The sequence below is a fragment of the Isoptericola sp. NPDC058082 genome (genome assembly GCF_042885055.1).
Lineage (GTDB): Bacteria > Actinomycetota > Actinomycetes > Actinomycetales > Cellulomonadaceae > Isoptericola.
This window is the reverse complement of sequence record NZ_JBHVSQ010000016.1, coordinates 1-17631: the sequence shown is the minus strand read 5'-3', so window position 1 is coordinate 17631 and position 17631 is coordinate 1. Positions and strand designations below refer to the sequence as shown.

The 17631-nt window shown below is 73.6% G+C and carries 19 protein-coding genes; 10 read left to right on the top strand and 9 right to left on the bottom strand.

Annotation, left to right across the window (positions count from 1 at the left end; genetic code table 11):
- The coding region (locus ACFVS0_RS17845; RefSeq protein ID WP_430588704.1) for a helix-turn-helix transcriptional regulator at nt 1-1081 on the bottom strand (1081 nt) is incomplete at its 3' end.
- A gap of 128 nt (nt 1082-1209) precedes the next feature.
- Here ACFVS0_RS17845 and ACFVS0_RS17840 point away from each other — a divergent pair.
- On the top strand, nt 1210-1620 hold the full coding sequence (locus ACFVS0_RS17840; protein ID WP_430588703.1) for a VOC family protein: 411 nt from the start codon (nt 1210-1212) through the stop codon (nt 1618-1620).
- Here the strand turns inward: ACFVS0_RS17840 and ACFVS0_RS17835 are convergent.
- Nucleotides 1587-4262: a right-handed parallel beta-helix repeat-containing protein gene (locus tag ACFVS0_RS17835; protein ID WP_430588702.1), complete on the bottom strand. Its 2676-nt coding sequence runs from the start codon at nt 4260-4262 to the stop codon at nt 1587-1589. The genes ACFVS0_RS17840 and ACFVS0_RS17835 overlap by 34 nt on opposite strands.
- 133 nt (nt 4263-4395) lie before the next feature.
- Here ACFVS0_RS17835 and ACFVS0_RS17830 point away from each other — a divergent pair, with 133 nt between their 5' ends.
- Nucleotides 4396-4896 (top strand): pyridoxamine 5'-phosphate oxidase family protein, encoded by a 501-nt coding sequence (locus ACFVS0_RS17830; protein ID WP_430588701.1) that lies wholly within the window; start codon nt 4396-4398, stop codon nt 4894-4896.
- A 13-nt stretch (nt 4897-4909) separates the two neighbouring features.
- On the opposite strand, the gene ACFVS0_RS17825 is transcribed toward ACFVS0_RS17830, so the two are convergent.
- Nucleotides 4910-5491 (bottom strand): hypothetical protein, encoded by a 582-nt coding sequence (locus ACFVS0_RS17825; protein ID WP_430588700.1) that lies wholly within the window; start codon nt 5489-5491, stop codon nt 4910-4912.
- Nucleotides 5492-5595: 104 nt separating this feature from the next.
- On the opposite strand from ACFVS0_RS17825, the gene ACFVS0_RS17820 reads away from it, so the two are divergent.
- The 5 genes from ACFVS0_RS17820 (at nt 5596) to ACFVS0_RS17800 (ending at nt 9222) form a co-directional block, all read left to right on the top strand.
- A complete protein-coding gene (locus ACFVS0_RS17820; RefSeq protein WP_430588699.1) occupies nt 5596-6111 on the top strand; it encodes a GNAT family N-acetyltransferase in 516 nt (171 codons plus the stop codon).
- Between the two features lie 33 nt (nt 6112-6144).
- Nucleotides 6145-6768, top strand: coding sequence for a TetR/AcrR family transcriptional regulator (locus tag ACFVS0_RS17815; protein ID WP_430550247.1), 624 nt, complete (start codon nt 6145-6147; stop codon nt 6766-6768).
- A gap of 118 nt (nt 6769-6886) precedes the next feature.
- Nucleotides 6887-8296: an MFS transporter gene (locus ACFVS0_RS17810; RefSeq protein ID WP_430588698.1), complete on the top strand. Its 1410-nt coding sequence runs from the start codon at nt 6887-6889 to the stop codon at nt 8294-8296.
- A gap of 175 nt (nt 8297-8471) precedes the next feature.
- Nucleotides 8472-8903 (top strand): DUF6325 family protein, encoded by a 432-nt coding sequence (locus tag ACFVS0_RS17805; RefSeq protein ID WP_430550249.1) that lies wholly within the window; start codon nt 8472-8474, stop codon nt 8901-8903.
- Nucleotide 8904: 1 nt separating this feature from the next.
- Nucleotides 8905-9222 (top strand): SHOCT domain-containing protein, encoded by a 318-nt coding sequence (locus ACFVS0_RS17800; protein WP_430588697.1) that lies wholly within the window; start codon nt 8905-8907, stop codon nt 9220-9222.
- A 29-nt stretch (nt 9223-9251) separates the two neighbouring features.
- Here ACFVS0_RS17800 and ACFVS0_RS17795 read toward each other — a convergent pair whose 3' ends face one another.
- Nucleotides 9252-9749 carry a pyridoxamine 5'-phosphate oxidase family protein gene (locus tag ACFVS0_RS17795; protein WP_430550251.1) on the bottom strand — a complete coding sequence of 166 codons (498 nt, stop codon included), beginning with the start codon at nt 9747-9749 and terminating at the stop codon, nt 9252-9254.
- Between the two features lie 223 nt (nt 9750-9972).
- Between ACFVS0_RS17795 and ACFVS0_RS17790 the strand changes: the two genes are divergently transcribed.
- Nucleotides 9973-10635, top strand: coding sequence for an SDR family NAD(P)-dependent oxidoreductase (locus ACFVS0_RS17790; RefSeq protein WP_430588696.1), 663 nt, complete (start codon nt 9973-9975; stop codon nt 10633-10635).
- Between the two features lie 25 nt (nt 10636-10660).
- Here the strand turns inward: ACFVS0_RS17790 and ACFVS0_RS17785 are convergent, their stop codons facing one another.
- The 5 genes from ACFVS0_RS17785 to ACFVS0_RS17765 all read right to left on the bottom strand — a co-directional run bounded on the left by ACFVS0_RS17785 (nt 10661) and on the right by ACFVS0_RS17765 (nt 15666).
- Complete coding sequence (locus ACFVS0_RS17785; protein WP_430588695.1) at nt 10661-11098, bottom strand: YybH family protein; 438 nt, start codon at nt 11096-11098, stop codon at nt 10661-10663.
- An 84-nt stretch (nt 11099-11182) separates the two neighbouring features.
- Entirely contained in the window at nt 11183-12271 is a 1089-nt protein-coding gene (locus ACFVS0_RS17780; RefSeq protein ID WP_430588694.1) for a substrate-binding domain-containing protein, read from the bottom strand.
- A gap of 45 nt (nt 12272-12316) precedes the next feature.
- Nucleotides 12317-13408: a hypothetical protein gene (locus tag ACFVS0_RS17775; RefSeq protein ID WP_430588693.1), complete on the bottom strand. Its 1092-nt coding sequence runs from the start codon at nt 13406-13408 to the stop codon at nt 12317-12319.
- Entirely contained in the window at nt 13405-14721 is a 1317-nt protein-coding gene (locus ACFVS0_RS17770) for an ABC transporter substrate-binding protein (RefSeq protein WP_430563158.1), read from the bottom strand. Before ACFVS0_RS17770 ends, ACFVS0_RS17775 begins: the two co-directional genes overlap by 4 nt.
- Nucleotides 14722-14874: 153 nt before the next feature.
- Entirely contained in the window at nt 14875-15666 is a 792-nt protein-coding gene (locus ACFVS0_RS17765; RefSeq protein WP_430588692.1) for a hypothetical protein, read from the bottom strand.
- A 384-nt stretch (nt 15667-16050) separates the two neighbouring features.
- On the opposite strand from ACFVS0_RS17765, the gene ACFVS0_RS17760 reads away from it, so the two are divergent.
- Complete coding sequence (locus ACFVS0_RS17760; protein ID WP_430588691.1) at nt 16051-16647, top strand: DUF6318 family protein; 597 nt, start codon at nt 16051-16053, stop codon at nt 16645-16647.
- A 287-nt stretch (nt 16648-16934) separates the two neighbouring features.
- On the top strand, nt 16935-17618 hold the full coding sequence (locus ACFVS0_RS17755; protein WP_430563155.1) for a hypothetical protein: 684 nt from the start codon (nt 16935-16937) through the stop codon (nt 17616-17618).
- The last annotated feature ends 13 nt before the right edge of the window (nt 17619-17631 follow it).

Below are 17631 nucleotides of genomic sequence, written 5' to 3'. Positions count from 1 at the left end.
ACACCCCCCCTCCCTCCCCGGGGGCGGGGGGCACCTCTCCCCCCTTCCTTTTACCCCCCACCCCCCCCCTGCCTCTGCCTGTCCCCCTTGCCCGTCTCGGCCCCCCGGCCGTCGTCCCGCCGTGCGCCGCCACCAGCTCCGTCCCGAGGCGGGCGAGCTCCGCGCGCACCTCGGCCGGACCGACGACGTCGGCCTGCGCGCCCCAGCCGGCCAGGTGGCGCGCGACGTCGAGCGGCGTGGGCGCGGCGATCCGCACGGTCACCCGGCCGGCGTCCCGGGCAGCGGGGTCGGCGGCGGGGTCGTCGTCCGTCACGACCGTGTGCCGCCCGAACTGGGCGCGCAGCACGTCGACGTGCTCCGGGGCCACGCGCACGGTGGCCCACGTCGCGGACCGCTTCGCCTCGACCTCGCCGACGACGCGGTCCCACTCGGCCTGCAGGTCGACGTCGTCGGGCACGACGGCGGGCTCGTCGGTGAGGTCCAGCGCACCGATGCGGTCGACGCGGAACGTGCGCGGACCACGGTCCGTGCCCGCGATCAGGTACCAGGCGCCCTCCTTGTCGACGAGCCCCCAGGGGTCGAGGACGCGCCGCGAGGAGCGTCCCGTCGCGCCCGTGTAGTCGATCCGCACGCGACGCCGCTCGACGACGGCGCGCTGCAGCGCGTCCACCTCCGGCGGGCGGGCGCGCCCGGCCGCGCTCCAGCCCTCGCGGTCCACGACCACGGCCGCGGCGGCCGCCTCCGCCTCGGCCCGGAAGGTGGCAGGCAGGGCGCGCACGAGCTTGCGCAGCGCCGCCCTCGCATGGTCGGACGACGCCGCCCCCGGGCCCGCGAGCAGGAAGAGCGCCCGCGCCTCGGGTGCCGTGAGGCCGCTGAGGTCCGTGCGCGACCCGCCGAGCAGCGACCACCCGCCGCCGCGGCCCGGCTGCGGGTAGACCGGCACGCCCGCGGCCGACAGCGCCTCGAGGTCCCGACGGGCGGTCGCCACCGAGACCTCGAGCGCGTCGGCGAGCTCGGCCGCCGTCACACGGGGGCGTGACTGGAGGTGGAGCAGCACCTGGATGAGTCGGTCGGCGCGCATGGTCCGAGACTGCCATGAAAAGTGGTCAGCAGGTGAGCACTTTGGACGGAAGAGTGGTGCTCACGAGGTCACCGGGCCTCGACCACACCGACCGATACCTACCCACACACCGAGCACGGGGAGCCGAGATGCTGCGCGGACTGACCACCATCACCTACCTGGCCGACGACGTCGCCGCCGCCCGCGACTGGTACGCCGAGGTGCTGGGCGCCGAGGCCTACTTCGCCCGCGAGGCCGGCGGGGCGCTCGCCTACGCGGAGTTCCGCATCGGCGACTACCAGCACGAGCTCGGGATCTTGGACCGGCGCTTCGCTCCCCCGCAGCCCGACGACGCCGCGGGCGCCGTCGCCTACTGGGCGGTCGACGACGTCCGCGGCGCCTTCGCGCGGCTGCTGGAGCTGGGAGCCGCCTCCTACCAGGAGCCGATCGAGCGCGGCCCCGGGTTCGTCACCGCGGCCGTCGTCGACCCGTTCGGCAACGTGCTCGGCGTCATGGAGAACTCCCACTACCGCGACGTGCTCGCCTCCCTGACGTCCTGACCCGGGCGCCCGACGCCGTCGAGCGTGACCAGGCGGTTCCAGGTCGCGACCCAGTCGCGACCGAGCGTCCTGGCCACCTCGCCGCGCGGGGAGAACTTCAGCGTCGCCAGGTCGAGGCCGGCGGCCTCGACGGAGCCGGGCTTGCTGAGGTTCGTGTTGATCCGGTCGCTCCAGGTGTCCAGCCGGTAGGTGGCGGCGGGGTCGGCGAACGAGCTCTGGCCGAACTCGTACTCGCCGCCCCCGATGATCACCGACCGGTCGAGCACGTTGCGCGCCGGCACGTAGACCGAGTCCGGGTCCTCCCAGACCGTGGCGCGGTCGCAGCCCTCGGCGACGCCGTAGTCCGCGGCCCGGCAGTCGACGCCCGTCGCGGCGACGCGCGGCACGTACCAGTCGTCGATCTGGGGGAACAGGATCTTCGTGCCGTCGGAGTACCTGGCCCTGCCGTCCGTGTAGTGCGTGCGCCAGCGGGCGACGTCCTCGGGCGTGGCGCTGTACTTCTCGCCCTCGCGGACGTCGAGGAAGGCGTTGAAGCGGCTCTGCACCACCCAGCCGTTCGCGACCGGCAGGCCGCGCTCGCCGTTGCGGTGGTACAGCTGGTCGTGGCCGGTGCGGTCGACGTCCACGAACACGTTGTCCGTGGCGGTGTTGCTGTGCCCGGACTGGAAGAACACGCCGGAGTGCGCGTCCTTCACGACGTTGTGGTGGAACCGCATGCCGGAGACGCCGTCGTCCATGTAGAAGGCGTCGTTGGAACCGCCGATCCGCTCGAAGAAGTTGTACGCCACCTCGTTGCCCAGGTAGGTGTAGTCGCGCCCCGTGTAGACCACGCCCTGGTCGCCGGCGTTCGTCACGAGGTCGGCGAAGTAGTTGCCGTTGACCCTCATGTCGTTGCCCATGATCTGCACCGCCATGTGCGGCGCGTCGTGGACGTAGTTCTTCTCGAACGAGTTCCCGACGCCGTACAGGTAGCCGGCCGGCGTGTACGTCGCGAGCTGCGAGAAGCGGGCGATCTCGTTGTTCCTGGCGACGTTGTCGCCGCGCTCCAGGGAGCTGCGGTCGCCGCCGCCGAGCAGGACGCCGCCGCCGCCCAGGTCGTGCAGGAACGAGTTCTGCACGACGTTGTCGTGCCCGCCCCGCACCGTCTCGTAGTCCGGCAGGGCGGTGATCGACTCGGTGGTCTCGCCGATCCGCACGGCGTCCATGCTGACGTTGGAGATCTCCACGTCGTCGATCAGCGTCCTCTCGGCGTCGAGCAGCTGGACGCCGCTGACCAGCGAGTCGGACAGGCGCAGCCCGCGGATCGTCACCCCGGTCGTGCCCTCGAGGCGGAAGAGGTTGTCGTCGAAGGCGCGCAGGGTGATCTGCTTGCCGTCGACGGCGTCACCGGCGGGCCTGAAGTACAGGACGTCGTTGTCGTCGTAGCGGTCGACGTAGTACTCGCCGTCGGCGTCCAGCTCGGAGAGCACGTTCACGGCCTTGACCTTGGTGTAGTCGTCGCGCGGCCAGTACATCGACGGGTACTTCGCGTACATCGTGGTGCCGCTCCACGACAGCATCCGCACCATGTCGTTCGCGTAGTTGTTACCGAGGTAGCCCGACAGCCACCCCTCGGTCTCGTAGCGGGTGTTGTCGATGTCGTCGACCCACGCCGGGTCCGCCTGGACGGGGACGTCGGCGTACTCGCCGAACCCGCGCGTGCCGCGGTCCTCGATCGTCGGCACGGCCTCGGGCGCCCACCTCTGGTACCGGTCGCCGTCGAGCAGGCGACCGCCCACCTCGTACAGCGGCGGCGTCATCGCCCGCATCTCGTCCTGCGACCAGGTGTCGCGCTGGGCCGGGTCGTCGAGCTGCTGCTTCTTGTCCTCGAACTGCGCCCGCGGGGTCGTGCCGCTCGCGGCCCAGTCGTTCTCCTCCCCGAACCGGTGCACCAGGTCCGGCTGCGTGAGGTCGCCCTGCCCGTCGACCTTCCACTTGGCGCCGTTGCCGTACAGGTAGCAGCCGTCGTCGGCGCCGGTGCAGCCGTCGCCGTTGGGGTACTCGGCGAGGGTCTGGGTCTCGCCGTCCACCACGAGCTCGGGCGCGAACGGCTGCGGCAGCCAGTTGAAGCCGTTCTTGTAGAGGGTGCCCGGGTCGACGCCGGCGGCGCCCAGGTCGTAGACCCACACGCCGTCGCGCAGCTCCGGGGAGTCCAGGCGGGCGTTCGACGACAGCGCCGGGTCGGCCAGCTCGTCGGTCGAGAGGTCGGAGAGCCGTTGCCAGCCGTCGGTCGGCAGCTCGTGCGCCCCGGTCACCCGGACGTCCTCGTCCCGGTACGCGCGATACGTGACCCACGAGTTCGCCCGGCCCTCGAGGTCGATCGCGTCGTCGAGCACGTACTCGCCGCCGCGGATCTCGACCGTGCCCGGCCGGGCCGCGCTGGTGCGGCCGGCGAGCGCGTCGCGGCCGGCCCCGATCGTGCGCAGCGGCGCGCCCTTCGTCCCCGCGGCGGTGTCGTCGCCGTCCGGCGCGACGTAGACGACGGGCCCACGCCCCGTCCCGGAGCCGGGCGGGGCCGCCACCGCACCTCCCGCCGTCGTCGCCACCATCGCGGCGGCCGCGGCCGCCACGGCCAGTCCCCTGAACGTCCTGCCAACATGCATGCGAGATCCCCAATGATCAGACATATGACATGTTCATAGTGACGACGATCGTCCGTGCTGGCAAGACCATGCGTCGGACCTGGGGTGTAGACACGGGGGGGACACCGACGTCCCGCCCGCGAGGAGGCCCCTGATGACGCCCGCCCCTGAACCGCCCCCGAGCCCCGGCTCGGTACCGGGCGACGACGCCGCGCTCGCACGCCAGGTCCTCGACGACGGGCACTACCTGGTCCTCGCGTCCGCGGACGGCGACGGGAACCCGTGGCCCACCCCGGTCTGGTTCGCCCGAGAGGGGCGGGAGCTCGTCTGGGTCTCCCGGCTCGGCACGCGCCACTCGAGGAACGTCGCCGGGCGGGCCGCGGTGGGGATCGTGGTCTTCGAGACCCCGGTGCCTGTCGACGGGCGACCGCGCGCGGTGTACGCGGAGGCCACGGCGGGCGAGGTGCCGGACGCGGACCGCGAGCGTTGCCTCGCGATCTTGGACCGCCGCTCCCGCGCCGAGGGCCTGGCCCCCTGGACCCTCGACCGCGTGGTCGCGCCCGCGGAGCTGCGCCTCTACCGCGCCGTCGTCTCGCGGTTCTTCGTCCTCCAGCCCGACCGCGACGTCCGCCGCGAGGTCGACCTCGACCTCTAGCCCGCGCCCTCGCTCACGCCGTCAGCACGAGCACGGCGAGCGCGACGGCGAGGATCACGTCGAGCACGCCGCAGAACTCCGCGAGCGAGCGGGCGACGACCCGGCCGGTGCGGTGGTGGTAGGCGTCCCAGGCGGCGTGCCCGAGCAGCCCGACGGCGACGACGAGCCCGCCCGCAGTGGCGTCCAGCCGGACGGCGGCCAGCGCGGCGACCCCCAGGACGAGCATGGCCGCTGCCTGGAGCGGCAAGGACCACGCAGGACGCCTCCGCCCGGCCGCGAGGCCCACGACGGCCAGCACCACGGCGAGGCCGATCATCCAGGGCGTCGGGTCGAGGTCGGTGACCTTGGCAACGCCGATCAGCACGAAGGTCACGCCGAACGCGGGCCACGCGGCGGCCGGCCGGCCGAGCGCGGCGGCCGCCAGGTAGACGAGGCCGGAGGCGGCGAGCACCGGCGCGACGTCGCGCGCGTCGGCGAGCCCGATCGCGGTCGCCGCCGCGACGAGCACCCCGAGCGCCGCGGGCCACACCCTGCCGAACACCGAGCGCCGGTCGGCCGCGGCCGTCGACGTGCCTGCCGCCTGGTCCTGGGTCATGGTCTTCTCGCTCTCGTGCGTGCGAACCGCGTGAGGTGAACCGCTGACGATCGAGCGCGATAAACTGTACATACTTGTTCGAGTTAGCGGAAGGGCGGACGACGATGCCGCACACCACGACGTCACCGGCCGCGCCGGCCACGCCGGTCGAGCTCCGGCCCGCGACGGCGGACGACACCGACGCCGTCGCGCGGATCTGGCGCGAGGGCTGGGCGGACGCGCACCTGGGCCACGTGCCCGACGCGCTCGCGGCGGCGCGCACCCCGGCGTCGTTCCCGGAGCGCGCCCGCGAGCGCGTCGCCGACACGACCGTCGCGGTGCGCCGGGGGGCCGTCGTCGGGTTCGTCATGGTCGCCGGGGACGAGGTGGACCAGCTCTACGTCGACCGCGCGGGCCGCGGCGGCGACGTCGGCGGCGCCCTGCTGCGCCACGCGGAGCACGCCGTCCGCGCCGCCGGGCACCCGCACGCGTGGCTCGCCGTCGCGACGGGAAACGCGCCCGGCCGCCGCTTCTACGCACGCCAGGGCTGGGTCGACGCGGGCCGGTTCGCGCACCGGGCGCCGGTGCCGGGCGGCACGGTCGAGGTGGACTGCCACCGCTTCACGAGCCCGGACCGATAACCTGGACACCACTGTCCGACCTTGGAGGAGCCCGTGGCCACCACACCCGCCCAGACGACGGAGACGACGGGCAGGGGCCCGGCCAACGACGGCCGGGACCGCGCGAAGCGCGCGGACGCCGTCCGCAACGTCGAGGCGATCCTGGCCGCGGCCACCCGGGTGCTGGCGACCGACCCCGACGCGAGCATCAACGAGATCGCCAAGGCCGCGGGCGTCGGCCGGGTCACCCTCTACGGGCACTTCGACTCGCGGGCGACGCTCGTGCGCGAGGTCGTGGACCGCGCGATCGCCCAGACCGACGAGGCCATGGGGCGGATGGACCTGGGCGGCGACCCCCGGGACGCCCTCGGCCGCATGCTGGAGGCGACGTGGCACCTGACCCACCGGTTCGGGGCGCTCGTGGTGGCCGGGTCCCAGGTGCTGCCGCCCGACGAGATGCGACGGGCCCACGAAGGCCCGATGACCCGCGCGCGCGGCGTGCTCGAGCGAGGGCGAGACGTCGGCGAGTTCCGCGACGACATGCCGATCGACTGGCAGCTCAGTGTGATCCAGGCGATCCTCCACGGCGCCTCCGCCGCGGTGCACCGCGGCGAGATCACCGCGGAGGAGGCCCCGGCGCTCGTCCGCGGCACGACGCTCGCCGCCCTGTCCGCCTGACGTCGCCCCTCCCGGAAGTCACCCGCACATCCCTCTTGTCGAACACGCCTGTTCGAGTTAATTTACTCGAACAGGCGTGTTCGACTTATTCGTGCTCGACTCATCGAGGGACCGTGCCATGACCCCGTCAGAACAGCCCGCTCCGGAGAAGACCGGCCAGGACCAGAACGGCCAGGACCAGACCGCCGCGCCCGATCCACGGCGCTGGCGCATCCTCGCGCTGCTCGGCATCGCCCAGCTGATGCTCATCGTCGACGTCACCGTGGTCGCGATCGCCCTCCCGGAGATGGGCGCCGACCTCGGCCTCGACCGCTCCGGCCTCACCTGGGTGGCGAGCGTCTACGCCCTGGTCTTCGGCGGGCTGATGCTGCTCGGCGGCAAGGCCGCCGACGTCCTCGGGCCGCGGCGCGTCGTGCTCGCCGGGCTCGCGCTGTTCACCCTCGCCTCGCTGCTCGCCGGGCTCGCGAGGTCGCCTGAGCTGCTGCTCGCCGCCCGCGGCCTGCAGGGCGTCGGCGCGGCGGCGATGTCGCCCGCCGCGCTGTCCGTCATCGTGCGCACGTTCAGCGGGCCCGAGCTGTCGCGCGCCATCGGCGTCTGGTCGGCGCTCGGCGGCGCGGGCGCCGCCGTCGGCGTGCTGGTGGGCGGCCTCCTCACGTCCGGCCCGGGCTGGCCCTGGGTTTTCTACGTCAACGTCCCCGTCGGGGCGCTGCTGCTCCTGGCCCTGTTCCGGTGGGTGCGGCCGTGGCCCGGGTCGGGCGGGCGGCTCGACGTGCTCGGCGCCGCCCTCGCCACCGGCGCGACCGCCGCCGTCGTGTTCGGGCTCGTCACCGCCGGCGACTCCGGCTGGCTGAGCGCGCCGACCCTGGTCGCCCTGCTCGTCGGCGTCGTCGGGTACGTGCTGCTCGCGCGTCACCTGCGCGCGTCCGCCGCACCCCTCGTGGACCCGGCCATGCTCACCCGGCGGCCGGTGCTGCGCGGTCTCGGGCTGATCTTCGTCGCCACGGCGCTGATGATCTCCGTGTTCTTCCTCGGCTCGTTCACGCTGCAGCAGCTGCACGGATTCAGCCCGCTGGACACGGGGCTGACGTTCCTGCCCGTCGCGGTGGGCACCATCCTCGGGTCGAGCCTCGCCGGCCGCGCCCTCCCCCGCCTCGGGGTGCGCACCGTGTCCGTCGCCGGGCTGCTGGTGGCCGCCGTCGGCCTGGCCGCGGCGGCCGGCATCTTCTCGATGACGGTGCTCGTGGTCGGCATCACCGTCGCCGGGTTCGGCGTGGGAGCCGTGTTCGTCGCGGCCGCCGGGAGCCTGTTCTCCGCCGCCCAGCCGCACGAGGCGGGCGTGGCCTCCGGCGCGCTGAGCACGTTCCACGAGTTCGGCGCCGCGACCGGTGTCTCGGCCGTGTCCAGCGTCGCCGCCGCGGCCCTGGTGGACCCCGGGTTCGACACGTTCGCCACCGGCTACTGGTTCGCCGCCGTCGTCGCCCTGGTGGCTGCGCTCGCGTCGCTCGCGCCGGCCCGGGACGGTCGCTGACGGGACTCATCACCGGGCCGGGCCGGGTGATATCTCGCCGTCGCATGGCCGCTCGCCGGGCGGAGAGAGACGCTGGGTGCTGCCGCACCCGCCGCGCGCGGGCCCATGCCAGCCCGTCCGTCGCGGCCGCACGTGCCGCGACCGACAGGGCTGGCACCGTCGCAGGAGGACCTCGATGACAGAGCAGCAGGTAGGACCGATCGACTACCTCGTCCTGGAGTTCCCCGGCGCGAGGCTGCAGGGCAAAGGGCTGGCCGCGCTCCTGGACCTCGTGGAGCGCGGGATCATCCGGATCCTCGACCTGCGCGTCGCGAGGGTGACCGACACCGGCGTCGTCGGGGTGGCGCTCAGCGACCTCGACGACGACGGCCAGCTGGACCTCGCGGTGTTCGAGGGGGCGACGTCCGGGCTGCTCGACGACGACGACCTGGCGCGCGGCGCCTCCCTCGTGGAACCGGGCAGCGCCGTCGGGATGATCGTGTACGAGAACACGTGGGCGGGACCCTTCGTCGCCGCCATGCGCGAGGCCGGCGCGGAGGTCGTGTCCAGCGGCCGCATCCCGGTGGACGACGTCGTCGCGGCGCTCGACGCGCTCGAGGAGGAGTGAGATGGGACTGCTACGAGGGGTCGCCCGGACCGCGGTGGTCGCGGGCACCGCGACCGCGGTGTCGAACCGGGTGTCACGACGTCAGGCCGGCCGCTGGGCGGCGCAGGAGCAGTACGCGGAGCCCCAGCCGCAGTACGCGCCGCCGCCCCAGCAGTACGCGCCGCCGCCCCAGCAGTACGCGCCGCCGCCCACGGCCCCGGCGGCTGCAAGCGGCGACGACGTCATCGCGCAGCTGGAGAAGCTGGGCCGCCTGCGCGACAGCGGCGTCCTCACGGACGAGGAGTTCGCCGCCCAGAAGGCCAGGCTGCTCGGGTCCTGACGCGGGAGCTCGGCGAGAGGCCGTCCGGCTCAGCCGCGCCCCGCGCCGCCTCGCGCGGCGAGCTCCTGGAGGAACGTCGGGATCCGGCCGGTGCCGAAGTCGTAGTAGCGGGCCCAGGTCGGCACGACGGCGATGCGCGCCATGCGGTCGTAGAGCGCGCGGCAGGCCTGCTCGAACTGCGCGAGGTCGTCGCCGGCCATGCCCTTGCCGGCGGCGGCGAGGTACTCCGGAACCACGCCGTCGACGATCGTGATCTCCGCGCGGCCGCGCACGGACAGCGACCGCGCCCCCGAGGGCGCGTCGCCGTCCACGAGGGACAGAGCCACCTCCGGGCGGGCCCGGAGCGCGGCGACCTTGGGCGCCGTCTCCGCCGTGGAGAGCACCAGCTCCCGGCCGGTCCACCAGAACCCCGCCGGCACGACCCGCGGCGTGCCGTCCTGCGCGGTGTAGGCGAGGTGGAGGGCGGACGGCGAGTCGAGCAGCTCCGTCGCGTCCGCCAGCTCGCCGTCGATCTCCTGCTGCTCCATCGCGTGCATCCCTCCGTCGGAAGCGGCGCCGGTCGCCGCCCTCTCCCCGGGGACGGAGCGGAGCGCGCTCTCTCGACATCGAACCGCGGGACCGCACCGAGCGCGCGACGGGCGCCCTGGCGGTACACCTCTCACCAGGGACTCCCCCGCCCGCCGTCGAGGGCGTTGACTGGGTCCCGAGCCGGTGCCGCACGGGCGCCGACCGTCACGTAGGAGGAACGACATGACGACGCTCGCCATCATCGGCGCCGGCCCCGGCCTCGGCCTGTCCGTCGCCCGACGCTTCGGTCGCGAGGGCTTCTCCGTCGCGCTCGTCGCGCGGGACGCCGCGAAGCTGGACCGGCTCGCGTCAGGGCTGCGCGACGACGGCGTCACCGCCGCCGGGTACGTCGCCGACGCGCGCGACCGCGACGCGCTGACCGCCGCGCTCGACCGGGCGGCCACCGACCTCGGCCCCGTCGAGGTGCTGCAGTACAGCCCGGTCCCGGCGCGCGAGTTCATGAAGCCCGCGCTCGAGACCACCGCCGAGGACCTGGTCGGCCCGCTCGAGATGTCCGTGCTCGGCCCCGCCGCCGCCGTCCAGCACGTGCTGCCCGGCATGCGCGCGCTGGGCCGCGGGACCGTGCTGTTCCCCAACGGCGGCAGCGCCGTCCGGCCGCGCGACGCCGTGACCGGCACGTCCGTCGCCTTCGCCGCCGAGAGCGCCTACGCCCGGCTGCTGCACGAGGCGCTCGCGCCCGAGGGCATCCACGTCGCGCAGCTGATCATCCCGCTCGGCATCGGCGGCGGGGAGCCCGACCACGACCCCGACGCCCTCGCCCAGCGGCTCTGGGACCTGCACGTCGAGCGCGGCGAGTTCCGCACCTTCGTGCGGCCGCTGGACTGACCCCCGACAGCCCGGCCGTGCGCCGTCAGCGGCCGGTCCCGGCGTCGTCGCCCGGGAGCTCCGCGGTGACCAGCGGGTCGGAGTGCATGTGCACGATCCGCCAGCCGTCCTCGCGGCGCCGGTAGACCTTGGTGACGCGGCGCTCGCGGACCACCCGTCCGCCGGTCGCGGACCGGGAGTGGATCTCCTCCACGTGCACCGTCCAGGCGGTGTCTCCGTGGACGTGCTCGTCCAGCTGGTCGAGCCGCCGGTAGACGCCGTCGCCGTACACGACGGCCACGGCGGCGAGGCGGTCACGCACCTCGTCCCAACCGCGCGCGACGCCGCCGAACGCGCCCAGCAGCGAGACGTGCGGTGTGTGGTCCCACAGCCGCTGGAAGTCGCGCGGGTCACCGGCCACCAGCGCGGCCAGCGCGGAGCGCTGCGCGGCCTGGAAGTCGGCCCACGTCGACACCATCGTCATGACCTCTCCGGGATGAGGGGTGAAGGTCGCGGTGCGACCGCACGCGCCCTCGGGCCTCCACGTCACCACACGGACGGCGGCGGTTCAACCCCTCCGCCCGCCCGGGAACGGCGCCGCCCCGCACGACGCGCGCACGGTCAGCCGCGGCAGCAGGCTGAGGTGCCGCGGCGGGCGGGGGCTGGCGCCGTCCTCGGCCATCCGGTCGACGAGCAGCCGCAACGACTCCTCGCCGACCTCGCGCCGCGGCGGGGTGACGGAGGTGAGAGGGACGACGGCGAGCTCGGCGTTCTCGTCGTCGTACGCGACGACGGCGAGGTCGCCCGGCACCCGCAGCCCGCGGTCGAGCGCGCCCTCGACGAGGCGCGCCGCGTGATGGTCGGTGTGTGCGACGACCGCCGTCGCGCCCGCCGCGACGCACCGGTCCAGGGCGTCCTCGACGGCCGCGGCCAGCGCGATCGGGTCCCCCTCCTCCCCGACGTCGAAGGACACGTCGGGCCCGGGCTCCAGGCCGAGGCGCGTCTGCGCCGTCGCGAACCCCGCGCGCAGGTACGGCGCGGTCGGGGTGCGGTCGAAGACGGCGAGCGCGATCCGCCGGTGGCCCAGGCCGTGCAGGTGCTCGACGGCGAGGATCCCGCCCTGGGCGTGGTCGGTGCGGGCGAGGTCGAGCTCGCTCAGGCCGGTGTCCCCGTCGAGCTGACGCTCCATGACCACCAGCGGCACGGGGACCGAGCGGAGCCAGGACGCGAGCTCGGCGACCGGCCGCTCGCGCGTCGTCGGCGCGATGACCAGCCCCGAGACTCCGAGGGAGACGAGCCGGTCGACCTGCGCCACCTCCACCTCCGGCCGGTACTGGGACACCCCGAGCACCAGCCGCACGCGCAGCGTGGGCGCGACCGCCTCCATCCCCCTCACCACGGAGCGGAAGTACGACGTCGTGTTCGGCACGACCAGGCCCACGAGGCTGCGCGCGGGCCGGGGCGCCGGGGCCGCGTCGCCGGCGACCGCTCCGCCGTGCACCCGGCGGAGCTTCCCCGCGCCCTCCAGGGCGACGAGGTCGCGGCGCATCGTGATCTCTGAGACGCCGAGGCGGGCGGCGAACTCCGCCGACCGCAGGCTGCCGCGCAGCGCCAGCTCGCGCAGCACCAGCTCGTGCCGCTGGCGGGCCAGGTGCATCGCCGCTCCCTCGTGTTCCGCGTCGCCGGCAGAGTATCCCGGCCGTCACCCGTCGAAGGCGGCGGCCCAGTCCGCGGGGGCAGGCAGCGGCGGGTCGTCGACCCCCGCGAGCCGGAACAGCGTGGGGCGCACGGTGGTGACGAACTGGTGGGTGGCGTTGAGGTCGCCCTCGTCCAGCCCCAGCCCGAGGCGCACCGCGTTCGGCGCGGCGACGGACGCGCCGACGTGCCGCGAGAAGCCGCCGTCCGCGCGGGCGAAGCCCACCGCGTTGCGGGTGGTGATCGCGACGAGCTCGGCGACGTCGTCGTCCGGGACGCCGCCGAGCTGGCCGCCCACGACGTCCACCAGCTCCACGGGGTTGCGCAGCCAGCACGCGTCGACGCACGGCTCGGTGCGGATGACGTCGAACGCCGCGGCGTAGATCTCGCGGGCCAGCGGCACCGGTCGCCCGACCTGCCGGCAGAACAGCGCGAGCTTGAACGCCCCCGACAGCCGGTTGTACGGCACGCCCTCTCCCGCGAACCCCGTGGCCGGGTCCTGCCGGGCGCGCACGTGCGCGAGCGCGGCGTCGACGAGCGGCTCGCGGCGCTCCGCCGGCAGCAGCGCGAGCAACGACCCCTGGGCCTGGAGGTTGTCCTGCGCGAGCCACGAGTCGTCCCACGGCCGGCGCTCCAGCCACTCCTCGAACGCCGCCACCGACGCCACGTGGCGCGTGAACGGCGTCGTGCCCGACGTCGCGTCCGGGAGCGGGTGCGACGGCGCCGCGCCCAGCCGTCGCAGCGCCGTCGTCGACACGTCGAGCGCGCGGCCGCGCAGCCGCTCGATCTCCCGCATCTCGTTCTGCCGGTCCAGGAAGTAGCCCGTCTCCGCGTCCTGCCGGTCCTGGAAGTACCGCACCAGGGCGGCGCGCACCGTGGGCGGCAGGGCGTCGAGCAGGCCCGCCCGGTCCACGACGTTCACCGCGAACGCCGTCGATTCCAGGTCCGCCTCGAACTCCGGGCGGGTCCGCGAGCTCGCGGCGTAGTAGAACCCGCCGCGCTCCGCGTCCCACAGCGTCGGCAGCCACGCCAGCAGCCCGTCGAAGAGGCGGTCGAACCGCGCGAGGTCCTGCGCGACGGCGTCGGTCGGCGTCGTCATGACTGCCCCACCGTGCTCTCGGCGAACGAGAACCACTGGGCGACGAGCTCGTCGACCGTGAGACTGCCGTACTGGAGCTCGTCGCTGAGCCGGACGAGCTCCGCGTTGAGCTCCCCGATCCCTTGGACCGGCACCGGGGCCGGCTCCGTCACGACGTCGGCGACGTCCTTCTCGAACCGGACGACCCGTTCGTCCACCGATCCGGGCTCGACCTCGATCGCGTCGATCTGCGCCTGGGTCGCGGGGACACCCTTCGACGTGCCGAAGATCTTCCCCACCTCCGGGTCGTTGACGAGGAAGTCGATGAGCGCCGCAGCGGCGTCGGGCTCCGTCGTGCTGCTCGAGGCCGAGAGCATCATGCCCGGCTTCCAGAACTGCTGCGGACCGTTCGCTCCCGAGGGCATCGGCAGCATCCGGACCTCGGCGCCCGTCTCCGCCTCGTACGAACCGAGGAAGTTGTCCCAGGTCATCGCCGCGACCTGCTCACCGGCCATGAACCCGTCCAGGGGCTCGATCTGCTTGGCCTTCTTGATCGGGAAGAGGGCTCCCGCGTCGCGGAGCGGTTGCCCTCGGTCGAGCCACCGGGTCATCTGTGCCTCGTCGAAGTTCAGCCGCCCGTCGTCGGTGAACGGTTCGACGCCCTGCTGGATCAACCACTGCAGAAGGAACCAGAGCTGACCCGTGTAGTCGCTGAGTCCGTACCGGACCGGGTCGTCACCGGCGCCCGCCCTCGAGGCCTCGGCGATCCACGCGTCCAGGTCGTCCCAGGTGTACCCCTCGGCCGGCGGGTCGATCCCGAGCTCGTCGAGCAGGTCCGCGTTGTAGAACAGCGCCAGCGTGTTCGTGCTGATCGGGATCCCGAACTGTCGGCCGTCGATCTCACCCGAGGCGAGCAGCGACGGGTCGACCCCGTCGAGGTCGAGATTGATCCCCGCCTGGCCGTCGAGGTCCAGGAGCTGGCCCGTCGACGCGTACTGGCGCACGTACTGGAGATCCATCTGGACGACGTCGGGAAGCGCGCCGCCGGCCGCCTCCGTGGCTCGTGCGCCCCAGTAGTCGTCCCAGGACTGGAACTGCGTCTGCACGGTGACGTTCGGGTGCCGCTCCTCGAAGACGTCGATCGCCTTCTCGTACAGGTCCGCGCGACCGTTGTCGCCCCACCAGGCCATCGAGAGGGTGATGTCCTCGTCCGTTCGCAGCTTCTCCGCGGAGCCCGGCTCGGCCGTCCCCGGTCCGCCGCCGCACCCCGTGAGCGTGAGTGCTGCCGCGGCCAGCGCCGCCGTCGCGCCCGCGGCCTTGCGCGCCAACCTCATGAGAGCCTCCTCGCTCGTCGACCATCCGCACCCGGCGACCCCGCCGGCGCGACTCGAACGGTAGGTCTCGACGTGGTGCCGCCGGACGGAACGAGCGGCGAACCGGTCATTTCCGATCGTGCGGGGATGACGACGGCGGGCGCCGCCGGCGCACTACTCCACGGAGGTCCGGGGCGCACCGGCACGCGGCGCAGTGACCCACGTCGCGACCACCAGCCCGGCACCCCACACGACGGCCGCCACGCCCCCCGCCGCACCCAAGCTTCCGAGCACGTCGGGGCGGAGGAGGGAGGCCACCCCGAGCCACACCGCCGACAGCGCCACGCACGTGGTCGGGAGCACCCAGCCCGCCGGATGGACGGCCGCGAGGCCGGCGACGAGCGCCAGCCCGAGGGGCAGCGCGGCTTGGACCGGCCAGTGCGGGAGTCCCAGGGTGATGTCGTCCGGAAGCCCTCGCCAGGTGGCGGCCACCGCCATCCCGGCGTAGCCCGTCCAGGCCCAGGCGCCGACGGCGGCCCACGCCCCCGGCCACCAGTCCCGCACGCGAGGGCGGGGCACAGGAGGAAGCCGGCGCCCCGGGACGACCAGCGGGGCCGCCGACCCGAGGACGCCGAGCGCGACGACCAGATGACCGGGCGTCCCGCTCAGCGCTGCCGCCACGACGATCGCCAGCCCCACGAGCGCGAGCTGGAGCGCAGCGACGTCGCCCAGCCTCGGCCAGATCCCCGCGGCCACGAGCGGGACGGCCACCAGCACGGTGAACAGCAGGCCCCAGCCGGTCGCGAGCAGGCTCATCGGGACCCATTCCGGGCCGTCGAAGTAGCTGGTCAGGTCGATGATCCCGAAGAAAAGCACGCTCCAGGAGATCCCGAGCACCACCGCCAGCGGCCGCAGGACGGGCGGTCGCGCCGCGGCGGCCGGCTGTGTCTCGTCAGCCGACGTCATGCGCCTTCGGCTCCCCCGGCACGGCCCGCGTCCGGAGCTGAGGGGGACACGGCCCGGCGCGTCGCGGCGCCGCCCCGGATCCGAGCGAGTCGGCGACCGTCCCAGCCGCGGTTCTTCACGACACGGGGATGCGCCCCGAGCCCGTCGAGGGACAGGCCGCCGACACCGGTGCCCACTGGCGTTCGCACCCGCAGCCCCTTCCGTGTGACAGCCCTCCTGCGGATCGTCCGTCCGAGGCTCCGCGCATGCACCGCACAGGACCTCAGGGGCGAAGGTTTCACCCACAGCGCACGCACCGATGAGATTGTCCACAGACACCCGGGCAACTGAATGGCGATCTGCTCTACAGTGACCGCGACGTCACCGCCGACAGGGAGCACCGTCATGACCCGCAGCCGGGCCATTCTCGCCGCCACCTCCATCGCCGCTGCCGCTGTGCTCCTCGTCGCCGGTTGCGACGACGACCCGCCTGCCACGCCGTCGGCCGAACCCACCGCGACCGACGTGAGCCCCTCGGCATCACCGTCGCCCAGCTCCTCCGCCGTGGTCGTCGCGCCCGAGCGGCCCCAGGAGATGGACGACGACGGCCCCGCCGGCGCCGAAGCCGCGGCCGTGTACTTCCTCGAGCTCGACGACTACATCATGAAGACGGGCGACACGGCCGAGTGGGAAGCGATGTCGCACAAGAGTTGCGAGTACTGCACCAACCGTCTTGAACAATCAAAACTCATCGCAGAACGCGGCGATACGTTCGAGGGCGGCGAGGCTCGAATTCGGATCTTGCAGACGTACGAACAAGATGCGACTACGGGGATCTGGCCGATCGATGTTGAGATCAAGGAGTCTCGGTCAACGATCACCGATGCCAAGGGAAGCGTCGTCTTTGAACAGAATGCCCAGACGAGTACAGCGCGGGTTGAGACCACTCGAAGCGAGGGCCACTGGGTCATCGTCGGCGTGCCCGATATTCCGGAGTCCTGATGCTCAGGCCATCGACGGTGTTCGTCCTAGCAACAGCGCTTGCCTTGGTCGCGCCGGGCGCCGACTACGACAGCCGCTCCAACGACAACGACAACGAGTACACCGTCGAAGGCCACGGTCAGGGCTGGGTAGAGACCGCTGACGGTCGTGAACCCACCGATGACGGCCAACCTCGGGACCGCTACGCCCGCACCGATGCGGTGACCTGCGGGACTCTGGGCGAAGAGCTGGACTCCCTCAGCGGGATCGTCACTGCACCGGGCGCGTGCCCTGAGGGCACGGACGTCGTGGAGATCACCACGCCGTGCGAGGACGGCGAGTACACCCTCGACGCGCTCTGGGTGCAGCGCGTCCAGGAGGACGGCACCTACGACGACGCCGAACAGCTGTCGGACGATCAGTGCGTCACGCCCGCCGACATCGCGGCCCAGGCGCGCCGCGAGTTCAAGTCGATGAAGATCGCAGCCCCCGAGGCGACGGTGCAGGGCAACCCGCCCATGGTGGTCAACGTCCACTACCCGGCGTACACGTCGGCCGCGTCCCTGGACCGCACGGTCACCCTCCTCGGTGTGCCCGTCGTCCTGCGCGCGGAGCCCACGGAGTACACGTGGGACTTCGACGACCCGTACTCGTCCACGGGCAGCACGCTCACGACCACGTCCCCCGGTCGCCCGTGGCACGAGGGCGACGCCACCCCGGACGAGAGCTGGGTCGGGCACACCTACAGCCAGCTCGGCACGCCCGGCGAGGACGCGGGCACCGGCGTCGACGACAAGGGCAACGTGTACCGCGCGGGGGTCGCCGTCACCCTCACCACGACCTGGCAGGGCCGCTTCCGCGTGCAGGGCACCAGCGACTGGATCGACATCCCGGGCACCATCTCGACCACGAGCACCACCGACCCCACCACCGTGACCGAGGCACGCACCCGCCTCGTCTGCGAGGACCTCGAGGGCAACGCGACCTGCTGAGCCGCCGCGGCCG

Bases quoted from the DNA above. Each gene is read 5' to 3' on its own strand.
- ACFVS0_RS17840 (WP_430588703.1), top strand. From the start codon at position 1,210: ATGCTGCGCGGACTGACCACCATCACCTACCTGGCCGACGACGTCGCC.
- ACFVS0_RS17835 (WP_430588702.1), bottom strand. From the start codon at position 4,262: ATGCATGTTGGCAGGACGTTCAGGGGACTGGCCGTGGCGGCCGCGGCC.
- ACFVS0_RS17830 (WP_430588701.1), top strand. From the start codon at position 4,396: ATGACGCCCGCCCCTGAACCGCCCCCGAGCCCCGGCTCGGTACCGGGC.
- ACFVS0_RS17825 (WP_430588700.1), bottom strand. From the start codon at position 5,491: ATGACCCAGGACCAGGCGGCAGGCACGTCGACGGCCGCGGCCGACCGG.
- ACFVS0_RS17820 (WP_430588699.1), top strand. From the start codon at position 5,596: ATGCCGCACACCACGACGTCACCGGCCGCGCCGGCCACGCCGGTCGAG.
- ACFVS0_RS17810 (WP_430588698.1), top strand. From the start codon at position 6,887: ATGACCCCGTCAGAACAGCCCGCTCCGGAGAAGACCGGCCAGGACCAG.
- ACFVS0_RS17805 (WP_430550249.1), top strand. From the start codon at position 8,472: ATGACAGAGCAGCAGGTAGGACCGATCGACTACCTCGTCCTGGAGTTC.
- ACFVS0_RS17800 (WP_430588697.1), top strand. From the start codon at position 8,905: ATGGGACTGCTACGAGGGGTCGCCCGGACCGCGGTGGTCGCGGGCACC.
- ACFVS0_RS17795 (WP_430550251.1), bottom strand. From the start codon at position 9,749: ATGGAGCAGCAGGAGATCGACGGCGAGCTGGCGGACGCGACGGAGCTG.
- ACFVS0_RS17790 (WP_430588696.1), top strand. From the start codon at position 9,973: ATGACGACGCTCGCCATCATCGGCGCCGGCCCCGGCCTCGGCCTGTCC.
- ACFVS0_RS17785 (WP_430588695.1), bottom strand. From the start codon at position 11,098: ATGACGATGGTGTCGACGTGGGCCGACTTCCAGGCCGCGCAGCGCTCC.
- ACFVS0_RS17780 (WP_430588694.1), bottom strand. From the start codon at position 12,271: ATGCACCTGGCCCGCCAGCGGCACGAGCTGGTGCTGCGCGAGCTGGCG.
- ACFVS0_RS17775 (WP_430588693.1), bottom strand. From the start codon at position 13,408: ATGACGACGCCGACCGACGCCGTCGCGCAGGACCTCGCGCGGTTCGAC.
- ACFVS0_RS17770 (WP_430563158.1), bottom strand. From the start codon at position 14,721: ATGAGGTTGGCGCGCAAGGCCGCGGGCGCGACGGCGGCGCTGGCCGCG.
- ACFVS0_RS17765 (WP_430588692.1), bottom strand. From the start codon at position 15,666: ATGACGTCGGCTGACGAGACACAGCCGGCCGCCGCGGCGCGACCGCCC.
- ACFVS0_RS17760 (WP_430588691.1), top strand. From the start codon at position 16,051: ATGACCCGCAGCCGGGCCATTCTCGCCGCCACCTCCATCGCCGCTGCC.